The sequence below is a fragment of the Trueperaceae bacterium genome (genome assembly GCA_036381595.1).
In the GTDB taxonomy this organism is placed as follows: domain Bacteria; phylum Deinococcota; class Deinococci; order Deinococcales; family Trueperaceae; genus DASVCN01.
This window is the reverse complement of the sequence record DASVCN010000012.1, coordinates 1-18,436: the sequence shown is the minus strand read 5'-3', so window position 1 is coordinate 18,436 and position 18,436 is coordinate 1. Positions and strand designations below refer to the sequence as shown.

Below are 18,436 nucleotides of genomic sequence, written 5' to 3'. Positions count from 1 at the left end.
CGTGAAGGACGAGCCGGAGGCGGTATTGGATCAGGACGAGGCCACGGAACCGAAGCAGCGCGGTTTCGATACGCTCCAGGTCCACGCGGCCCAGGAGGTGGCAGACCCGGCTACGGGAGCTCGAGCCGTGCCCATCTACCTCACCAGTTCGTTCGTCTTCGGCAGCGCTCGGGAGGCGACGGATCGTTTCGCCGGCTCGTCCCCTGGTTACCAGTACGGCAGGATGCACAACCCGACGGTGGAGGCTTTCGCCAAACGGGTCGAGGCCTTGGAAGGGGGAGAGGCTGCTGTCGCGCTCTCCTCCGGCCAGGCCGCCACAACCGCCACTCTCCTCGCCATCGCCCGCCCCGGCGCAAACGTCGTCGTCTCGCGGGAGGTGTTCGGCGGAACCTTCTCCGTTGCTCGAAAGATCCTCGAGCCATGGGGATGCTCGATCAAAGCCGTGGAACCGACAGCAGAAGCGATAGCGGGAGCCGTGGACGACGAGACGGTGGGAGTTTGGGTGGAGTCGATCGCCAATCCCAGCGGAACAGTCGCCGATATCCCGGCGATCGCCAAGGCAACGAAGAGGGTGAAGCTGCCACTCATAGTCGACAACACCTTCGGCGCATGCGGCTACCTCTGCCGACCGCTCGAACAGGGCGCCAACGCGGTCGTGCATTCGGCAACCAAGTGGATCGGCGGGCACGGCACCTTCATAGGTGGAGTGGTCGTGGACGGCGGCTCGTTCGAGTGGGACGAGGAGCGATTCCCGGCCTTCCACAAGGTCGACGGGCGAGGACGCAGCGCTGTCGGGTCGGGGGCCAGAGCAGCCCTGGCCGCCCGCGTCTACGACCTCGGCCTCTTCACGATGGGGATGACCCTCTCTGCCCACGATGCCTTCCTGGGCCTGCAGGGCCTCGAGACCCTGTCGCTGCGGGTGGCGAAGGAGTGCGCTTCGGCGCTCGAGCTGGCTCGCTGGTTGCGAGGAGTGCCGGGCGTCGAACGAGTTGTCTACCCGGGGCTCGAGGACCATCCGTCTCACGCGACCGCCAGGCGAGTGCTCCGTAACGGCTTCGGCGCCGTACTCTGCTTCGAGACCGACACCATCGAACGCTCACGCGACTTCCTCGACCGCGTCAGGCTGGCATCTCACCTGGCCAACATCGGCGACTCGAAGACGGTCGTCATCAACCCGTGGACGACAACTCACTCGAGTATGAGCGAGGATGCTCGCCGGTCTGCCGGCGTGACGCCTGGCCTCATCCGGGTGAGCGTGGGTGTGGAGGATGTCGAGGATCTGAAGGCCGACTTCGCCCAGGCGCTGAGGGCAGCGAGATGACCTCGGCCCGAACGCTCGTCCACGAAACCTGGGGTGACCATGCCGCGCTCCTGGCGCGCAGCTCTGGCACTCACCCCGGCAGCGCCGGCCCGATCGAGACAGGGGTAGTGGACATCGCGACACCGAACGAGCCTCTGCCGCTCGAGCTGGGCAGTACGCTGAGCCACGTAGCTCTGGCTTACGAGACCTACGGTGAGCTGAACGCCAAGGGAGACAACGTCGTTCTGATCTGCCACGCGCTCACCGGCTCCGCTCACGCTGCCGGCGTCCACGAACGCGAGGAGGTGCCCGGCTGGTGGGATCCGCTCATCGGTCCCGGCAAGGCGATCGACACCAACCGCTTCTACGTCGTCTGCTCGAACGTGCTGGGCGGCTGTTACGGGACGACCGGGCCCGCCTCCATCGACCCGGGAACGGGCCGCCCCTACGGCATAGACTTCCCCCGCTACACGATCAGGGACATGGTTCGGGCCCAGAAGATGCTACTCGATCGCCTTGGCGTCACAAGGCTCGCTGCGGTGGTCGGCGGATCGATGGGCGGCATGCAGGTGCTGGAGTGGGCGGCCTGCTTCCCCGAGATGGTCCGATCTATCGTGCCGATCGCTGTCGGAGCCCGCCACTCCGCCTGGGCTATCGGGCTGAACGAGGTCGCCCGTCGGGCGATAATGGCCGATCCCTCATGGCAGAACGGCCACTACCCGCTCTTCGAGCAGCCCGAGACGGGGTTGGGACTCGCTCGGGCCATCGCAATGCTCTCCTACCGCTCCTTCGACTCGCTCGAATCCAAGTTCGGTCGGGAGCGCGCCAGCGGCGATGGCGCAGCGGCGCCGAACGGGCTGCAGGCGCTTAGCAAGAGCTTCGAGATCGCCTCCTACCTCTCCTACCAGGGAGTGAAGCTGGTGCAGCGGTTCGACGCCAACACCTATATCCACCTCACGTTGGCGATGGACGACTTCGACCTCAGCGACGGTCGCGGCCACCTCTCGGATGTGCTGAAGCGGATCGACATACCGGCCCTGGTGATGGGGATCAGCAGCGATGTGCTCTACCCCGAACCTGAGCAGCGGCGACTGGTCGAAGAGTTGCCGAACGCCAGGTACGCGAGGATCAACTCACCGCACGGGCACGATGCCTTCCTGATCGAGTTCCCACAGGTCGCAGCCCGACTGAGGCGTTTCCTCAACGAGCTCTAGCCGGCTACCGCCGACCCTGCCCGGAACGGGTCAGGCCGCCTTCGACCCCGCCATCAGCAGCCCGAGCGTCTCGGCGTTCGCTTCGTCCTGGCTCAGCTCACCCATGATCTTGCCCTCGAACATCACCACGATGCGGTCGGATAGGCTCATGATCTCGTTCAGGTCGGCCGAGACCAGCAGCACCGCCAGGCCCCGATCACGCGCTTGGATGATCTGCCCGTGGATGAACTCGATGGCGCCGATGTCTACGCCACGGGTAGGCTGCGCCAGAACCAGGATCCGCGGGTCGCGCTCCAACTCGCGGGCTACGATGAGTTTCTGCGCATTACCGCCCGAGTAGGCGGCCGCCAGCACCGATGTCGATCGTGGCCTCACGTCGTACTGCTCGACGAGTTCCTCTGCGTGCCGCTCGATCCGCTCGTTGTCCAACAGCCCGAACGGTCCCGAGTAGGGGGGCCGGTGGACGTCTCCGAGCACGGTGTTCATAGCAGAGGTGTAGGTGGCCACGAGTCCGCGTTCGTTGCGGTCTTCGGGTACGTGGGAGAGGCCCAGCTGCCGGCGGCCCCGGGCGTCGATCCCGGTCACATCTCTACCGTCCATCACGATGGTGCCTGCGATGGCCTCCCGCAACCCCGCGATCGCCTCGACGAGTTCGGACTGGCCGTTCCCCTCGATGCCGGCAACGCCCAATATCTCGCCCCCGCGAACCTCCATGCTCACGCCGTCGACCACGGGCTTTTCGCTCGTATCGCCGCGCACCTGCAGGCCGTTGACCGCCAGCCTCACCTCGTTCGGGTGGGCCGGCCCCTTGTCGACATGGAGGATCACCTCTCGGCCCACCATCATGTTGGCGAGGCGTCGCTGATCGGTTTCGGCGCGCTTCACCGTGCCTATCATCCGGCCGTCTCGCATCACGCTCATGCGGTCGCAGATCTCCATCACCTCGTCGAGCTTGTGGGAGATGAAGATCACCGCGTTCCCTGCGGATGCGAACTCGCGCAGGAACTCGAAGAGACGCCGTGTCTCCTGAGGCGTGAGCACGGCCGTCGGTTCGTCCATGATCAGTATCTTCGCGTCACGGTAGAGGGTCTTGAGGATCTCGACCTGCTGCTGCCTCCCCACCGGAAGGTCGCTTATGACGCTGTTGGGATCTATGCCGAAGCCGAATCGGTCGATCAGCTCACGCGCCTTCGCCGACGCCCGCCGGTAATCGAGCGCCACTCCGGAACGTGGTTCGGCGCCCAACACGAGGTTCTCGGTGACCGACAGCCGCTCGACGAGCATGAAGTGCTGGTGCACCATGCCGATCCCCTTGGCTATCGCATCACGGGCAGAGTGGAAGTGGACGCGCTCGCCGTCGATGTAGATCTCACCTTCGTCGGCAGGCTGCAGGCCGTAGAGGATCTTCATCAGGGTGCTCTTGCCCGCGCCGTTCTCCCCGATGAGGGCGTGCACTTCGCCCCACTCGACCTCGAAATCTACATGGTCGTTCGCCAACACCAACGGGAAGCGCTTGACGATGTCGCTCATGCGGACTGCACTGCTCATGGGCCAATGATGACAGAGGCGCGGCCGGTATGCCCGGGAACGGTGTCGGGCAGGCTTCAGCGACGGTGGGCAGACGTGCTAGAATACTGTTCCTGACGGAATAGCGTAGGTTCCGCCGGGAACAGCCGAGACTTCGGTCGCGGCCCACTAGAACGGCCCGAAGGCAAGGGCAATGAGTCGCCATGGGGGCGACACGGTTTCGACGGGGTTCGCCGAGGATCAGGTTGCGCGTCGCGGGCGCAGCTGGCCGCGTCAACAAGCTGCAACGCCATTAACTGGCAACCAGAATAACTACGCTCTCGCTGCGTAACCGCAGCAGACATCTCCCGGAAGCCCCGCTCGTGGCTCGCCGGATCAGATGACCTGAAACGAGCTAGCCGCCAGCTTCTAGCGCTGGGCTGCGGCGAAACCCAAAGGCGCGTAAGCGTGGGGTGATCGCTCGTCCTCGAGCCTTCCCCGCGCCGACAATCGATCGAGGACTACACGCGTAGACGCCGGTCTGAGGGAGTTCCGGACGCGGGTTCGACTCCCGCCGCCTCCACCAGACGAGCAGGGTCGGGAAACCGGCCCTGCTCCTTTTCGTTCGAGCGGTTGCCACCCTGGGTTCACACGTCGTATGACATGCTACGATCAGCGTATGACAAGCGTAAAGCTGGGTGAGCGCTATCAGGTTGTGGTGCCGAAGGATGCCCGTAGGGCCTTACGGCTTTCTCCAGGTGACCGCCTCGAGGTAACGGTTGTTGGCGACACGGTCGTAATGCGGCGACAGGAGTCGGCGACCAGTCGCCTTTTTGGTCAGGACGAAGACGTGTGGCAGGAGGTCGACGTGCTCGACTACGTTCGCGGTGAGCGAACGACGTGGAGGGACTAAACGTGCTCCATGGTCGTCGAGTCGGAATCGACACGGCGATCTTTATTTACGCGCTTGAGAGTCATCCGAAATTCGGTCGCGTAGCTATTGACCTTTTCGCTCGCGTAGAACGGTCGCTCGTAACTGCTGTAGCGTCCGATCTGGTACTTGGCGAGTTGATCGTGAGACCATTGAAGCTAGGTCGCGATGACGTCGTAAGCCGCTACCTCGAAGAGATCCCTCGATTTCCGAACCTGCTACTCAGGAGCGTGTCACGTGAGATGATCACTGAGGCAGCACGCCTTCGTTCGAGAAGCTCACTCTCCCTCGTCGACGCGTTGCACCTCGAGTGCGCCAAGCATGCCGGTGCAGATTTCTTCATAACCAATGACCGGCGAGTATCCCAGCCGAACCTGGGCATCGACGTAATACAGATCGAGGAGATCGCCACCGAGTGACTATGTAAACGATGCCGACTGCAGGCAAGCGGACGCGAACAATTACGCCGCGGTAATCGCCGAGACCGGATAAAACGAGGTCAGCACGGTCCACACTTCATGCTCCAGATCCTCGAACTCACCAAGCGGTACGGCCGGACCACAGGGGTAGAGCGACTCAGTCTCACGGCGGAAGCCCGCGAGGTTCTCGCCATACTCGGCCCGAACGGGGCGGGGAAGACCACCACCATACGCTGCATAGTCGGCCTCTCGGCACCGACCGAAGGAACCATAGCGAGTTCGAACGGCGGATGCACCGATCGCTGGCTGAGCCCCCGCCTTCAGCCGCTACGCCTCCAACAGCCTTCGCTCCAACAGCGACCTCAGGTCGCGGCGCCCGTCGACAATCAGCAGCACGTAGACAGCGCGCGCTTCGGCGCGGTAGATGACGCGGAACTCGCCGCTGCCCGCCTCCAGGTAGTCGCGGATCCCGAGCGCCAACAGTTCCGGTGGGTGACGTTCGAGCGGTCCGGCAGCGGCTTCGGCGAATGCGGCGGACAGCTCGTCCAGCGCCTCCTCGGCCCCCTGCCAGGAGCGTTGCAGCTTCACGCGGGCGTAGATCTCGTCGAGGTCGCGGGCGGCGTCGTCGGTAAGCAGCACGGGGAGTTCCATCATCTGTCCCCCAGCGCCGCCGTCACGCCGACTCCCGCAGGCTCTCCAACGCGTCTCCGGCGTCCTGAAGCTTCTCCTCCGCGATCTGCCGGTTGCCCAGCGCCAATATCTTGAGGAGGGCCAGCGTCTCCTGCGTCTGCTCGAAGCTGGCGATGTCCTGGAGGACGGCGCGCGCCTCACCGTTCTGGGTGATTATCAGCGGCTCACCGGTCTGCGCCAGTTCGCGCAATATCTCGGCCGCATGCGCTTTGAGGTAGCTGATCGGTTGGATCCGACCGGATAACTTCACGGGCACCTCCGCTCGTAGGACCGAATATAGTCCGCAAATAGGTCAACTCTCAAGGGGAGGGGAACAGGGGCGTGGTAAGCTCGCGCCAGCCGAAAAAACGTCCGAGGAGGAAACAGTGGCTGAGGTTGTGCTAGATCACGTCTACAAGCGGTTCGGATCCGTCACCGCGGTGCAGGATTTCAACCTGACGATCAAGGACGAGGAGTTCATGGTCTTCGTCGGGCCCTCAGGTTGCGGCAAGACCACGACCCTGCGGATGATCGCCGGTCTCGAGGAGATCACCGAGGGAACCCTGAAGATCGGCGACCGGGTCGTCAACGACGTTCCGCCCAAGGACCGCGACATCGCCATGGTCTTCCAGAACTACGCCCTCTATCCGCACATGAATGTGCACCAGAACATGTCGTTCGGACTACGCCTGCGCAAGACTCCGAAGGCCGAGATCGAACGCCGGGTCCAGGAGGCAGCCGGCATCCTGCAGATCGAGCACCTGCTCGACCGCCGGCCCCGCGAGCTCTCGGGCGGTCAGCGACAGCGCGTCGCGCTCGGCCGCGCCATCGTCCGTGAGCCCGAGGTCTTCCTGATGGACGAGCCGCTCTCGAACCTCGACGCCAAACTGCGTGTCGAGATGCGCGCCTCCATCTCCAAGCTCCACCGCCGCCTGGGCGTCACCACCGTCTACGTGACCCACGACCAGGTCGAGGCGATGACGATGGGTACCCGCATCGTGGTCATGAAGGACGGCCTCATCCAGCAGGTCGACAGCCCCATCAACCTCTACGACAAGCCGGTCAACCGGTTCGTCGCCGGCTTCATCGGCTCCCCCGCCATGAACTTCATGGTCGGCACCGTCCAGGACGGCAAGATCAAGTCGGCTCAGTTCGACGTGCGGCCCGACGCCGAACTCGCCCAGAAGCTCCAGGCGTACAACGGCAAGAAGGTCTACCTGGGCGTCCGGCCGGAGAACCTCGGCCTCAAGGGTTACACCACGATTCCCGAGGCCGACAACGCCATCGAGGCGGTCATAGAAGTGGTCGAGCCGCTGGGTGCCGAGACGCACATCATCGCCAGCGTCGGCGGCGATCAGAACATCGTGGCCCGGGTGGACGCCCACGCCAACGTGCGTACCGGCGACAAGGTTACGCTGCTGGCCAAGCCCGATGGACTCCACGCCTTCGATCTCGAGACCGAGGAGAACATCCGCTACATCTGAGGGATGCGCTCACACCGGAAAGGGCTCGCCGCGGCGCCGGGGGGCCCTTTCGCATCCAGGGTCCGCTGAGGAGGGAAGGCCGCCGGGTCCACGCCGCGCGCATCATGGTGCGGCCGCCACGTAGACTGTCGGGGTTATGGTTCTCGCCGCGCTCCAGTCCGTCGACAAGTATTACGGCGGGCAGACGGTCCTCGAGAACGCGACCCTCGAACTGCGGCCGCTGGCGCGGACCGCCCTCATCGGACGGAACGGATCAGGCAAGTCGACGATCCTACGGCTCCTCGCGGGCCTCGAGCAGGCCGACGGCGGTCAGGTGTACGTACGGCCACAGGTGGGGCTGGGCATGCTCGAACAGGACCCGGGTGGGGAGCCGGGGCAGAGCGTCCTCGAGTTGTGTGAAGCCTCCTTCGCAGGCCTCGATGCGCTCGAGGCGCAGCTCCAGCAGCTCGAGAAGCTCGGCCTCGACGATCCCGAGACCTACGGCCGCTGGGAAACCCTGCACGAGCGCTTCGAGCGACGCGGCGGCTACGAAAGGAGGGCGCGGCGCGACATGGTGCTGCACGCCCTCGGCTTCCGGGGCCGCGAGGGCGACGAGGCACACGTCCTCTCGGGCGGAGAGAAGACGCGGCTGGGCCTCGCTCGGCTGCTGATGACCCAGCCCGATGTGCTCCTCCTCGACGAGCCAACCAACCACCTCGACATGGAGATGCGCGGCTGGCTCGAAGGCTACCTCTCGCGCTATCCAGGTGCCGCGCTCATCGTCTCGCACGACCGGGCCTTCCTCGATGGGGCCTGTTCGGCGACCGCGGAGATATCTCTGGGCGTGTTGCGCACGCACGACGGCAACCCCAGCAGCTACCGGGCGGCCAGGGCCGAGCAGGAGCGGATCGAAGCCGCCACCCGGGCGAACGAACGCCGCGAACTGGAACGGCTCGAGAGCGCGGCCCGGCAGATGAAGCAGTGGGCTGGACAGAACGAGAAGCTGCACCGTAGGGCCAAAGCGATGGAGAAGCGTGTCGAGCGGTTCGAGTCGGGGATGCTGGAGGACGCGCCTCCCGGCGAGCGCACGACACGCTTCCGTTTCGACGCCGGTCTCTCGGGCGAGATCGTCCTGCAGGCGTCGCACCTGAGCAAGAGCTTCGGCAAGGACCTGTTCGAGGACGTCGACGTCACGGTGCGCAAGGGGGAACGCATTGCCCTGCTGGGACCGAACGGGGCGGGGAAGACCACCTTCCTGAGGATCCTGCTGGGGGAAGAGCCCAGCGACGATCCCCGCGGCCGGGTCGTTTTCGGTTCGAGGGTGCGGGTCGGCTACTACGACCAGGAGCTGGCGGGGGTCGACCCGCAGAAGACGTTGATCGAAGAGATGATCCGGCTCGTGGGCGATACCGAAGCCCACAACCTGCTCGGCAACTTCCTGTTCCCCTTCGATGCCCAGTACAAGCGGATCGCCGACCTTTCGGGAGGCGAGCGGGCGCGCCTCGCCCTGCTCAAGCTCACCCTCGCGAACTGCAACCTGCTCGTCCTCGACGAACCCACCAATCACCTCGACGTCGAGATGATCGAAGCGCTGGAGGCCGCACTCGTCCAGTTCGAAGGCACCGTGCTGCTCGTCTCCCACGACAGGCGCTTCGTTTCGCAGACGGCAAACCTCATCTGGGAACTCGCCGACGGCAGCTTCGAGCAGTACGAGGGGGACCTGGAGTTCTACCTCCGCAAGCGGGATGAACGGCGGCAGCCCCGTGCGGTCACCGAAGAGGCGGAGCATACCCGCAGCAGCGGCCGGACGCCCGGGCCGTCGCGCTGGAAGCTCGAGCGCAAGCTGGAGGAGTTGGAGCGACGGGTGACCGGACTCGAGGAGCGGATCGCCGAGTTGGACGAGACGCTCGCCAGACCGGACTCGCTGTCAGCCGGCGAGATCGCCGAGGCGGGCCGCCGTCACCAGGAACTCGAGGAGGAGCTGATCGAGGCGATGGCGAGCTGGGAGGAGACGCAGGAGGCGTTGGGCGAGCGCCTCGCCGAGCGGGGTTAGAATGCGGCCGCCGCAAGCGAGGCTGGGACCGGAGGGAGAGGCGAGATGCTACGCGTGAGGTATCGGAGCGAGAGCGGGGTCCACTGGGGTCAACTCGACGGTGGACGCATCCGCCGGTTGGCGGGGCTCCTGGGCCAACCGACCGGCGAGAGCGACATGCTCTCGGACGTAACCTTGCTGGCTCCCTGTGAGCCCCGCTCCATCGTGTGCGCCGGCCTCAACTACCGCGACCACGCTGCCGAGATGGGCCTCGCCCCGGGCGACCTCCCGGCTCAGCCGGGCATCTTCCTCAAGGGCCTCAACTCGCTGAACGGGCCCGGCGATCCGATCCCCTACCCGTCGTGGACGGATGAGCTCCACTTCGAAGGGGAGCTGGCCGTCGTCATCGGCCGGGAGATGAACGCCACACCCATCGAGCGGGCTCTCGACCATGTGCTGGGTTACACGTGCGCCTGCGACGTGACCGCCCGGGACAAGCAACGCACCGACCTGCAGTGGGCCCGCGCGAAGTCGGCGGACGGCTTCTGCCCCGTGGGCCCGTGGCTGGCGGTCGACATCGACCCCGGCGCCCTGCGGCTGCAGACGAAGGTGAACGGGGAGCTGCGCCAGGACAGCAACACCTGCGAGTTGATCTTCTCGGTGCCCGAACTCCTCTCGTTCATCAGTCACTTCATGACCCTGCGCCCTGGCGACCTCGTACTAACCGGCACTCCCAGCGGGGTCGGGGAGTTGAAGGTGGGCGACGAGGTCGAGGTCTCGATCGAGGGGATAGGGAGTCTGCTCAACGTGGTGGAGCGGAGGGCATGAAGTTCATGCAAGAGAAGCGAGGTGCCCAGTGACGAACTCGATCCCCGCGGTGCAGGATCTTGGCGACGTCTACCTCCTCGACACGTACCACCGGGGTATCGCCGGTACGATCGGCGTCTTCCTCCTGCCGATCGAAGGAGGAGCCTTCACCCTGGTAGAGAGTGGGCCGGGTTCGACGGTCGAACGGGTCGAAGCCGGCATCCGCGAGCTGGGCTTCGACCTCGAGGGCCTGGAACACCTGCTCCTCACCCACATCCACCTCGACCATGCCGGCGCCGCCGGTGAACTGGCACGTCGCAGCGGGGCGCTCGTACACGTCCACCAACGCGGAGCGTCCCATCTCGCCGATCCCTCGCGGCTCATGGAGAGCGCCGGCCGTATCTACGGCGACGCGATGGACGAACTGTGGGGCGAGATGGTGCCGGTGCCTTCGGAGCAGCTCAGGTCGCACTACGACGGCGACGTACTCGAACTTGGCGGCCACCGGATCGAGGTGTTGGACACGCCCGGTCACGCCAGCCACCATGCGGCCTACCTGCTCGACGACGACACCATTTTCACCGGAGACGCGGCTGGCGTTCGCTTCCCGCCTGCGACGCTCATCCGACCCGCGCTGCCGCCCCCCGAGATCGACCTGGAGCAGTGGGACGGTTCGATCGCCAAGCTCCGCTCCTGCGTCCCCGAGAGGTTGCTGCTCACGCACTTCGGTGAGGTCAGGAACGCCGATGAGCACCTCTCGGAACTCTCGAGGCGGAACCGCGCCTGGGCCGACGAGGTTCGCCGGGGGATGCTCGCCGGCGAGGAGCTCGACCAGTTGCAGCAGAGGATCCGCATCCTGGAGGAGCGGGAGTTCGCTCAGGCCGGACTCGATGAGCAGATGGCGACCCGATACCGCGTCACCTCGGATGCCGGCATGACCGGGATGGGGCTCCAGCGCTACTGGCGGAAGAAGCGGCCCGAGGAGGTGGCGCGCGATTGACTCTGCGCCCCGGACCAGCGTTCCCGCTAGACAGACCGGCCAGGATCGCGGTCTTCGCGTCGGGCCGCGGCAGTAATCTCCGGGCCTTGCTGAACGCCTTCGGTCCCCGAGACGATCTGGGGAGGGTGGTGCTGGTGGTGAGCGACAAGCCACGAGCCAAAGCCCTGGAACGGGCGCGCGAGGCCGGCGTCGAGGCGAAACACATCGCCTGGTCGGACCGTGAGCGGTTCGAAGCCGAGGCAACGGCGCTGCTCGACGAGAGGGAAGTCGACCTCGTCTGCCTCGCCGGCTTCATGCGGCTCCTGTCGCGGGGGTTCGTCGAGCGCTACCGGGACCGGCTGCTGAACATCCATCCAAGCCTGCTTCCGAGCTTCAGGGGGCTCCACCCGCAACGGCAGGCGCTCGAGGCGGGCGCGACCGAGACGGGCTGCACCATCCACTTCGTCGATGCCGGGGTGGATACCGGTGAGATAGTGCTGCAGTGCCGGGTACCGGTGTTGCCCGAGGATGACGAGGCGACACTGACGGCGCGGATCCTGGAACGGGAGCACGAAGCCTATCCGGAAGCGGTGCGACTGGTCCTCAGCGGCCGAGCGGAGCCGCGGGCGCAGGCGGATGAGTCGTGAAGGTCCTTCTCGTCGGTTCCGGGGGCCGCGAGCACGCACTGGCCTGGAAGCTCGCCCGCTCCCCCAGCGTCACGGAGTTAGTGGCTGCTCCCGGGAATGCCGGGATCGCCGAGGTGGCCAGGCTTGCAGGCAGAGGCGCCCACCCCGACGACCTCCTGCGGCTCGCCGAGGAGGAGTCCGTCGATCTCGTCGTGATAGGTCCCGAGGCCCCGCTCGTCGCCGGCCTCTCGGACTCTCTGCGCGAGCGGGGGATAGCTGCTTTCGGACCGGGTGAGGCGGGAGCCCGGCTCGAGGGTTCGAAGGCGTACGCCAAGGAGTTCATGGCCCGCTACGGCGTTCCCACCGCGCAACACCGCACTTTCGTCGATCAGGGGTCGGCGCTCGACTACCTGCGCTTGAAGGGGGCGCCGGTGGTAGTGAAGGACTCGGGGTTGGCGGCAGGCAAAGGGGTCACGGTCGCCGAGGAGGAGGCCGAGGCCGAGGAAGCCGTCCGGCGGATATTCGCCGGCTCACGACACGAACCCCGGGTCGTTATCGAGGAGCGACTGCAGGGACAGGAGTTCTCCTACCTGGTCTTCACCGACGGCGAAACCTACCGCCCGATGCCGATCGCGCAGGACTACAAGCAGGCCGAGGAGGGCGACCTGGGGCCCATGACGGGAGGGATGGGGACCGTCGCTCCGGTAGGCCTCCTCGACGCAACGAGCCGCGAGCAGGTGGAACGAGAGATCGTCGAGCGGACGCTCGCCGGGTTGTCGAGCGAGGGCATCGACTATCGGGGAGTGCTCTACTTCGGATTGATGCTCACCGACGCCGGGCCGCGGCTGCTCGAGTACAACGTCCGCTTCGGCGACCCGGAGACGCAGGTCGTCGTGCCACTGCTCGATACCGACCTGGTCGAGGTCATGCTCGCGGTGGCGGAGCGCCGCCTGGGCGAGCTCGAACTGAGCTGGCGGCAAGGCAGCGCAGCCTGCGTGGTCATGGCCGCTCCCGGGTACCCGGCCGCCTACCGGCGGGGGATACCGATCACGACGTACGAGCCGACCGAGGATCTGCTGCTCTTCCATGCCGGTACCGAGAGGAGAGAGGGCCGCCTGGTCAGCAGCGGGGGCAGGGTGCTCGACGTGGTGGGCCTGGCCGAGGGGACCGAAGAGGCGGTGCTTCGGGCTTACCAGGGAGTGGCCATGGTGGACTTCCCGGGAGCCCATTACCGGAAGGACATCGGGTCGAGGTTGCTGGGGCGGCGGCCATAGACTGGGAGCCATGACGGAACTCGACGCGCTTCGAACCGACGAGCCGGCGTTCCTGGGCGAACTCGAACGGTTGCCCGGCTCCTACGAGGGGCCCGATGGCGAGCAGCCGGGTCCGTACGGACTCACCGGCTTCGGGGAGGCCGCCTCCCTGAGCGGCATCATGAGAACCTGGATAGACGGCCCTCTGGTCACCAGCGGCACCCAGTTCCTGCTCTCCGCCGGCTTCGAGTACGGCGAACTAGGACCGTTGGCGGTAACGGCCGAGATGTCGGGCGCCCACGTGGTGACGGTCGGCACGGGCTTCCTCGAACCGAACCTCGAGGTTCCTCCGGGACCGCTAAGTCTCTACACTTTCGTGAGCTACCTGGGGCACGCCACCGGACACCATCGAGCCGTCGAAGAGATCGACGGGGCGCTGAGGACCATCGCCGAACGGAGCCGCCCGGAACTGCCGACCGAACTGAATCCAGCGAAGGCGCTCGCCTGGACGCTCTGGAACAGGACGCCGCTGCTCCTCGCCAGCCGGGCGAACAGCGGCGTTCCTCTGCTGGTACAGCGCGCGTTCGCCAGGGTCGGGAAGTCGCTTGCGGTAACGACCGGCGAGCACCCACTCGAGCTGGTCACCGGCGCCTTCGAGGGGAACCACGCCCTGGGGGACGATCTACTCGCGCTCGTGGTGGGACCGGACGACCGGGAGCTCGAGCTCGCCCGTGAGGTCCTCGGTACCCGTGTAGCTCAGGTCGAAAGGCTCGGCCTCGAACCGGTTCTTGGCGAGAACGAGCCTGCCGATCCCGTCGCCAGGGCCGTCTCGATCTGGTATTTGGCCGTGTGGGTAGCCGCCTACCTGGCCGTCCTCCACGGTTTCGACCCGGGCGACAGCGGCGTCTACGACGAGGTCCGGCGGGTAGCGCAAGGGGAGAGCCGGAGCGATTGACCTCTTCTGGTTCGACCTCCCGAAGGATCGATCTGGCCGACGCGTCGGGGAATGAGTTGGTTCATGCGACGGACAGTCGACGTGCGGTAGATTGGCCCATGCTCACGCGACTTCTGCCCCTGATGTTCATCGCTCTGGTTCTCGCCGCCTGCGTCCCGGCTACCCAGGACGGTCCGCGGGTCATCGTCGAACAACTGACCGAGCCGGTGAGCTTCTACCCCATGCAGACGGGCGCTGCCTGGCAGTACCTGCCCGACAGCGCTCAGCTCGACGAACCGCGGCTGCTCAAGGTCATCCAGGGCCCTACCATCATCGAAGGGCAGCTCATGATCGGCTCGCGTCTGGTTGGCCGCGGCATCGACGAACAGAACTTCAGGACCTATGGGAACGACGGGGTCTTCCTCTGGCGCACGACGAAACCCGGCTCGATAATCGACTTCGAACCGGCGGTCCAGCAGTTCCCGCCGCAGTCGCAACTGGCGGAAGGAGCCACTTGGGGCGGTCGAACCACGGCCACCGTCACCTACCCCGAAGCCCTTCCCGAGCACCGGACGGCGTCGCTCGACATCCGCTACGAGTACACGGTCGTGGACCGGCGGGAAGCGTCGGTGCCGGCGGGGGAGTTCGAGATCTATGTGATCGACTTCAACAGCGTGACGGTCGACGAAGAGGGGACCGTGCTGGAGGAGTTGAGCCAGACGACCTGGTTCGTGCCCTACGTTGGCCAGGTTCGCACCGAGAACGGCTACTACCTGGTGGAAACGAACTTCCTCGAACAGGCGGGGGCCGAGGAGGAGTAACCGCCGCACATTCGACCGTGCCGGCGTCACCATCTACAGGTCAGAGGCTACCGAACGTGATCTGGAGCCTCTGGTAGACTCGGCGCGATGACAGCCGAAGCCGGTTCCGCAGTCGACTCGCCAGCGGCGGGGCGCTTACTGGACGACATCGTCAGCCCGGGCGATCTGAGGACACTCACCCGAAAAGAGCTGGAGCAACTCGCCGGCGAACTGCGCAGCGAGATCATCCGCGTCTGCTCCCTGGGCGGAGGCCACCTGGCCTCGAGCCTCGGCGCGGTCGAACTCACCATCGCCCTTCACTGCCTCTACGACTCGCCCAGGGACAGGATCATCTGGGACGTCGGGCACCAGACCTACGGCCACAAGATCATCACCGGCAGGCGCGACCGGATCGACAGCATCAGGAAACCGGGGGGACTGGCCGGTTTCCCGGCCATCACCGAGTCGGAGCACGACGCCCTCACCACCGGCCACGCCAGCACCAGCCTCGCGGCGGCTTTGGGAATGGCCCTCGCCCGCGACAGGCGCCGCGATCCGTACGAGATCGTTGCGGTAATCGGCGACGGCGCGCTCACCGGCGGCATGGCGCTGGCCGCGCTCAACCAGATCGGGCACCTCAGACCACGGATGACGATAGTGCTCAACGACAACGAGATGTCGATTTCCGAGAACGTCGGCGCCCTAAACCACTACATGAGCCAGCTGCAGGTGCAGCGTTGGTTCCAGCGAGCGGAAGCCACCGGGAAGAGGGCGCTCTCTGGCGTCTGGGAGCCGTTGGCGGACCTCGGCTCGCGCGCCAAGAAGGCCGCCAGGCGTTTCTTCGATCCGGTGAGCGCCAATCCCTTCCATGCGATGGGGCTCCGCTACGTGGGACCGATAGATGGACACGACCTGGGTGAGCTCCTCTACTATCTGGACCGGGTACGGCAGCTCGATGGCCCGACGATGGTCCATATCGTCACCACCAAAGGGAAAGGCTACAAGATCGCCGAGTCCGACCCCATCACCTGGCACGGGGCTTCCAAGTTCGATCCCGAGAATCCGGTCGTGTCCGGCAAGGGCTACACCTGGTCGAACGCTTTCGGAGACGCGATCAGCGACCTCGCCGCCGCCGACGACAAGGTCTGGGTGATAACACCGGCGATGCGCGAAGGGAGCGGTCTGGTCGAGTACAGCAAGCGCCATCCCGACCGTTACGTGGACGTGGGGATAGCCGAGGACGTGGCCGTGACGACGGCGACCGGCCTGGCGCTCAGGGGCGAGAAGCCTGTCGTTGCCATCTACAGCACCTTCCTTCAGCGCGGCTACGACCAGGTCGTTCACGACGTGAGCCTCGAGAACCTCGACGTCGTCTTCGCCATCGATCGCGCCGGCATCGTGGGCGGCGATGGAGCAACCCACCAGGGGATCTACGACCTCGCCTACCTGCGAACGCTGCCGAATCTCTCGATCGCCATGCCCAGGGATGCGGAGGAACAGCGTTCGATGCTCAAGACCGCCTTGCGACTGGGCGGCCCCAAGGCCATCCGCTGGCCACGGGGGAAGGTGGAGCGACCCGCCCAGATGGGCGTCGACCGGTGGCCCGAGATCGAATGGGGGAGCTGGGAGGTCGTGAAAGAGGGCGAAGGCGCCTACGTCCTGGGCCTGGGACCTACCGTCGAGTACGCCCTCGAAGCGACTCGCGACCTCCCTGAGGTAGGCGTCGTCAACGCCCGCTTCGTGAAGCCGCTCGACGAGCGGCTGTTGCTGGAGCTGGCGGCTCGCAGCGACCTGCTCATCACCGCAGAGGATCATGCGCTCAGCGGGGGTCTCGGGTCGGCCGTCGCGGAGTTCCTGACCGACCACGGCTCGAACGTTCGCCTGCGGCGCCTCGGAATACCCAGCACCGTCGTACCGCACGGCAATCCCGCTCAACAGCACGAGGAATTCGGCTACGGCCCCGAGGCTATGCGGACCCTTCTCGCCGAGTTCGGCTACGAAGCGGGTGAGCGGATCGCGAACGTAGGAGATTAGGCAGTTGGACCCGGGAACCCTGCAACTTCTCCTGCTGCTCGCCTTCGGGTTACTGCTGCTCTTCTTCGGATTTCCGCTCTTCCGCTTCCTGGTGGTGCTCGGAGGGGCAGCGGTCGGTTTCGCCTACGGACCTTCACTGCTCACAGCCCTGACTGCTCGTCCGGTAGAGCCGTGGATGGCGCTCGCCGCAGCGCTCGTGGCGGCCGTCGTCCTGGGCCTACTGGCTTGGCTCGCCTACTGGGCGGTGGTCTTCCTCTGGGGCGCCGGCATAGGCTTCCAGCTGGCAGCAGGCGCCACGGACGCGGTTCTGCTGGCTCTGCTCGCCGCGGTCGTGCTGGGGATCCTGGCGGTGATCTTCCAGCGGGTGATGATAGTGCTCCTCACGGCCTTCAGTGGCGCCTGGTTCACCGTCACGGCGGGCGCCGGGCTCCTCGGGTTCGTCGATGCGCCGGCGGTCCGTTTCGACTATCCCGCCCCCTGGGTCCTGGTGGTCGTCACGGTCCTCGCCGCGGTCGGGGTGGTAGCACAGTTTCGCCGTTCAGGACCGGCTTGAGGGCGTAGGGGAGGGGCTGCCGCTCGAATTGACAGCCCTATGGCGGTCGGGTATCATGCCCTTCGCTCGGAGCCCGTGGCCCCGGCGGAAGGGCGGCTCCAGAGATGGATCCGCCCAGCAAGTCCAAGCGTGGAGCCGTAGTGTAGCGGTTAGCATATCTGCCTGTCACGCAGAAGGTCGCGGGTTCAAATCCCGTCGGCTCCGCCACGCGAGAGGGATTGCTCTAGCACTCCCTCGCGAGGCCAGATAGCTCAGTAGGTAGAGCATACGACTGAAAATCGTAGTGTCGGCGGTTCGATTCCGCCTCTGGCCACCAAACTGCGGAGGTGCCCCCGAGCGATCGGCGGCCCTCCGCAAGCGCGTGCCAACGTAGCTCAGAGGTAGAGCAGCCGATTCGTAATCGGCAGGTCGTCGGTTCAAATCCGACCGTTGGCTCCACTTGCATCTCTCAATAGAAGGAAACGGCCGAACGTATGATTCGGCCGTTTTCCTGTTCAGTCAGACGGTGGCGTCAACTCGGCCCCAGCAGCGGTGCGGACTCGCCATCCGAGCGGATCGAGGAGTCGCGAGCCTGCATGAACGCGTCGAGTTCACTCGGCGCCATCGGCCGCGAGTAGTGGAACCCTTGCGCCAGCCCGCAGCCCAACTCCTTCAGCAGGTCGGCCTGTTCCTTCTCCTCGATCCCCTCGGCCAGCACATCGAGTTCGAGGTGGGCGGCGAGGCGGATGATCGCCTCGACCAGCGCGTGGGCGAAGCGCGGACCGCGCATGGGCGATACCAGGTCGTTGATGAAGGTGCGGTCGATCTTTACCGTGTTGATGGGCAGGTCGCGTAGGTAGGCGAGCGACGAGTAGCCCGTCCCGAAATCATCGATAGCGATTCGAACGCCGTGGCGTTGCAGGCGCGCGAGAGTGGC

At 65.8% G+C, this 18,436-nt stretch carries 18 protein-coding genes, 3 tRNA genes and 1 other RNA gene; 18 read left to right on the top strand and 4 right to left on the bottom strand.

Features of this window, described 5'->3' with window-relative positions:
- The first annotated feature begins 1 nt into the window (after position 1).
- Both VF168_02945 and metX read left to right on the top strand, forming a co-directional pair.
- Positions 2-1,321 carry an aminotransferase class I/II-fold pyridoxal phosphate-dependent enzyme gene (locus VF168_02945; GenBank protein HEX7003124.1) on the top strand — a complete coding sequence of 440 codons (1,320 nt, stop codon included), beginning with the start codon at positions 2-4 and terminating at the stop codon, positions 1,319-1,321.
- Positions 1,318-2,514: a homoserine O-acetyltransferase gene (gene metX / locus VF168_02940; GenBank protein ID HEX7003123.1), complete on the top strand. Its 1,197-nt coding sequence runs from the start codon at positions 1,318-1,320 to the stop codon at positions 2,512-2,514. Before VF168_02945 ends, metX begins: the two co-directional genes overlap by 4 nt.
- Before the next feature lie 30 nt (positions 2,515-2,544).
- Here the strand turns inward: metX and VF168_02935 are convergent, their stop codons facing one another.
- Complete coding sequence (locus VF168_02935; GenBank protein HEX7003122.1) at positions 2,545-4,062, bottom strand: ABC transporter ATP-binding protein; 1,518 nt, start codon at positions 4,060-4,062, stop codon at positions 2,545-2,547.
- Between the two features lie 184 nt (positions 4,063-4,246).
- Here VF168_02935 and ssrA point away from each other — a divergent pair.
- The 3 genes from ssrA (at position 4,247) to VF168_02920 (ending at position 5,370) form a co-directional block, all read left to right on the top strand.
- Positions 4,247-4,606, top strand: a transfer-messenger RNA (tmRNA) gene (ssrA, locus tag VF168_02930).
- A 93-nt stretch (positions 4,607-4,699) separates the two neighbouring features.
- Complete coding sequence (locus tag VF168_02925; protein HEX7003121.1) at positions 4,700-4,933, top strand: AbrB/MazE/SpoVT family DNA-binding domain-containing protein; 234 nt, start codon at positions 4,700-4,702, stop codon at positions 4,931-4,933.
- On the top strand, positions 4,921-5,370 hold the full coding sequence (locus VF168_02920; protein ID HEX7003120.1) for a type II toxin-antitoxin system VapC family toxin: 450 nt from the start codon (positions 4,921-4,923) through the stop codon (positions 5,368-5,370). Before VF168_02925 ends, VF168_02920 begins: the two co-directional genes overlap by 13 nt.
- 327 nt (positions 5,371-5,697) lie before the next feature.
- Here VF168_02920 and VF168_02915 read toward each other — a convergent pair whose 3' ends face one another.
- Positions 5,698-6,024, bottom strand: coding sequence for a type II toxin-antitoxin system RelE/ParE family toxin (locus VF168_02915; GenBank protein HEX7003119.1), 327 nt, complete (start codon positions 6,022-6,024; stop codon positions 5,698-5,700).
- Positions 6,025-6,043: 19 nt separating this feature from the next.
- The gene (locus VF168_02910) at positions 6,044-6,310 is read right to left on the bottom strand and encodes a type II toxin-antitoxin system Phd/YefM family antitoxin (protein HEX7003118.1); all 267 of its coding nucleotides are present in this window, start codon (positions 6,308-6,310) and stop codon (positions 6,044-6,046) included.
- A 115-nt stretch (positions 6,311-6,425) separates the two neighbouring features.
- Between VF168_02910 and ugpC the strand changes: the two genes are divergently transcribed.
- From ugpC to VF168_02845, 13 genes are all read left to right on the top strand, one after another.
- Positions 6,426-7,523: a sn-glycerol-3-phosphate ABC transporter ATP-binding protein UgpC gene (ugpC, locus tag VF168_02905; GenBank protein ID HEX7003117.1), complete on the top strand. Its 1,098-nt coding sequence runs from the start codon at positions 6,426-6,428 to the stop codon at positions 7,521-7,523.
- A gap of 136 nt (positions 7,524-7,659) precedes the next feature.
- On the top strand, positions 7,660-9,555 hold the full coding sequence (locus VF168_02900; GenBank protein HEX7003116.1) for an ABC-F family ATP-binding cassette domain-containing protein: 1,896 nt from the start codon (positions 7,660-7,662) through the stop codon (positions 9,553-9,555).
- A 45-nt stretch (positions 9,556-9,600) separates the two neighbouring features.
- Positions 9,601-10,362, top strand: a complete 762-nt coding sequence (locus VF168_02895; GenBank protein ID HEX7003115.1) for a fumarylacetoacetate hydrolase family protein — start codon at positions 9,601-9,603, stop codon at positions 10,360-10,362.
- A 28-nt stretch (positions 10,363-10,390) separates the two neighbouring features.
- Entirely contained in the window at positions 10,391-11,341 is a 951-nt protein-coding gene (locus VF168_02890; GenBank protein HEX7003114.1) for an MBL fold metallo-hydrolase, read from the top strand.
- Positions 11,338-11,967, top strand: a complete 630-nt coding sequence (gene purN, locus VF168_02885; GenBank protein HEX7003113.1) for a phosphoribosylglycinamide formyltransferase — start codon at positions 11,338-11,340, stop codon at positions 11,965-11,967. Before VF168_02890 ends, purN begins: the two co-directional genes overlap by 4 nt.
- Positions 11,964-13,220 carry a phosphoribosylamine--glycine ligase gene (gene purD, locus VF168_02880; GenBank protein HEX7003112.1) on the top strand — a complete coding sequence of 419 codons (1,257 nt, stop codon included), beginning with the start codon at positions 11,964-11,966 and terminating at the stop codon, positions 13,218-13,220. Before purN ends, purD begins: the two co-directional genes overlap by 4 nt.
- Before the next feature lie 10 nt (positions 13,221-13,230).
- Positions 13,231-14,154 (top strand): SIS domain-containing protein, encoded by a 924-nt coding sequence (locus tag VF168_02875; GenBank protein ID HEX7003111.1) that lies wholly within the window; start codon positions 13,231-13,233, stop codon positions 14,152-14,154.
- A 98-nt stretch (positions 14,155-14,252) separates the two neighbouring features.
- Positions 14,253-14,954 carry a hypothetical protein gene (locus tag VF168_02870; GenBank protein HEX7003110.1) on the top strand — a complete coding sequence of 234 codons (702 nt, stop codon included), beginning with the start codon at positions 14,253-14,255 and terminating at the stop codon, positions 14,952-14,954.
- 87 nt (positions 14,955-15,041) lie between these two features.
- Complete coding sequence (gene dxs / locus VF168_02865) at positions 15,042-16,967, top strand: 1-deoxy-D-xylulose-5-phosphate synthase (GenBank protein ID HEX7003109.1); 1,926 nt, start codon at positions 15,042-15,044, stop codon at positions 16,965-16,967.
- Positions 16,968-16,971: 4 nt separating this feature from the next.
- Entirely contained in the window at positions 16,972-17,520 is a 549-nt protein-coding gene (locus tag VF168_02860) for a hypothetical protein (GenBank protein ID HEX7003108.1), read from the top strand.
- Positions 17,521-17,651: 131 nt separating this feature from the next.
- Positions 17,652-17,727: transfer RNA gene (locus tag VF168_02855), tRNA-Asp, on the top strand.
- A gap of 33 nt (positions 17,728-17,760) precedes the next feature.
- Positions 17,761-17,836 (top strand) — tRNA-Phe (locus VF168_02850).
- A gap of 47 nt (positions 17,837-17,883) precedes the next feature.
- Positions 17,884-17,958 (top strand) — tRNA-Thr (locus VF168_02845).
- A gap of 73 nt (positions 17,959-18,031) precedes the next feature.
- Here VF168_02845 and VF168_02840 read toward each other — a convergent pair.
- The coding region (locus VF168_02840; GenBank protein ID HEX7003107.1) for an EAL domain-containing protein at positions 18,032-18,436 on the bottom strand (405 nt) is incomplete at its 5' end.

Excerpts from the sequence above, each read along its gene's own strand:
- metX (HEX7003123.1), top strand. The coding sequence starts at position 1,318 with ATGACCTCGGCCCGAACGCTCGTCCACGAAACCTGGGGTGACCATGCC.
- VF168_02935 (HEX7003122.1), bottom strand. The coding sequence starts at position 4,062 with ATGAGCAGTGCAGTCCGCATGAGCGACATCGTCAAGCGCTTCCCGTTG.
- VF168_02925 (HEX7003121.1), top strand. The coding sequence starts at position 4,700 with ATGACAAGCGTAAAGCTGGGTGAGCGCTATCAGGTTGTGGTGCCGAAG.
- VF168_02915 (HEX7003119.1), bottom strand. The coding sequence starts at position 6,024 with ATGATGGAACTCCCCGTGCTGCTTACCGACGACGCCGCCCGCGACCTC.
- VF168_02900 (HEX7003116.1), top strand. The coding sequence starts at position 7,660 with ATGGTTCTCGCCGCGCTCCAGTCCGTCGACAAGTATTACGGCGGGCAG.
- VF168_02895 (HEX7003115.1), top strand. The coding sequence starts at position 9,601 with ATGCTACGCGTGAGGTATCGGAGCGAGAGCGGGGTCCACTGGGGTCAA.
- VF168_02875 (HEX7003111.1), top strand. The coding sequence starts at position 13,231 with ATGACGGAACTCGACGCGCTTCGAACCGACGAGCCGGCGTTCCTGGGC.
- VF168_02870 (HEX7003110.1), top strand. The coding sequence starts at position 14,253 with ATGCTCACGCGACTTCTGCCCCTGATGTTCATCGCTCTGGTTCTCGCC.
- dxs (HEX7003109.1), top strand. The coding sequence starts at position 15,042 with ATGACAGCCGAAGCCGGTTCCGCAGTCGACTCGCCAGCGGCGGGGCGC.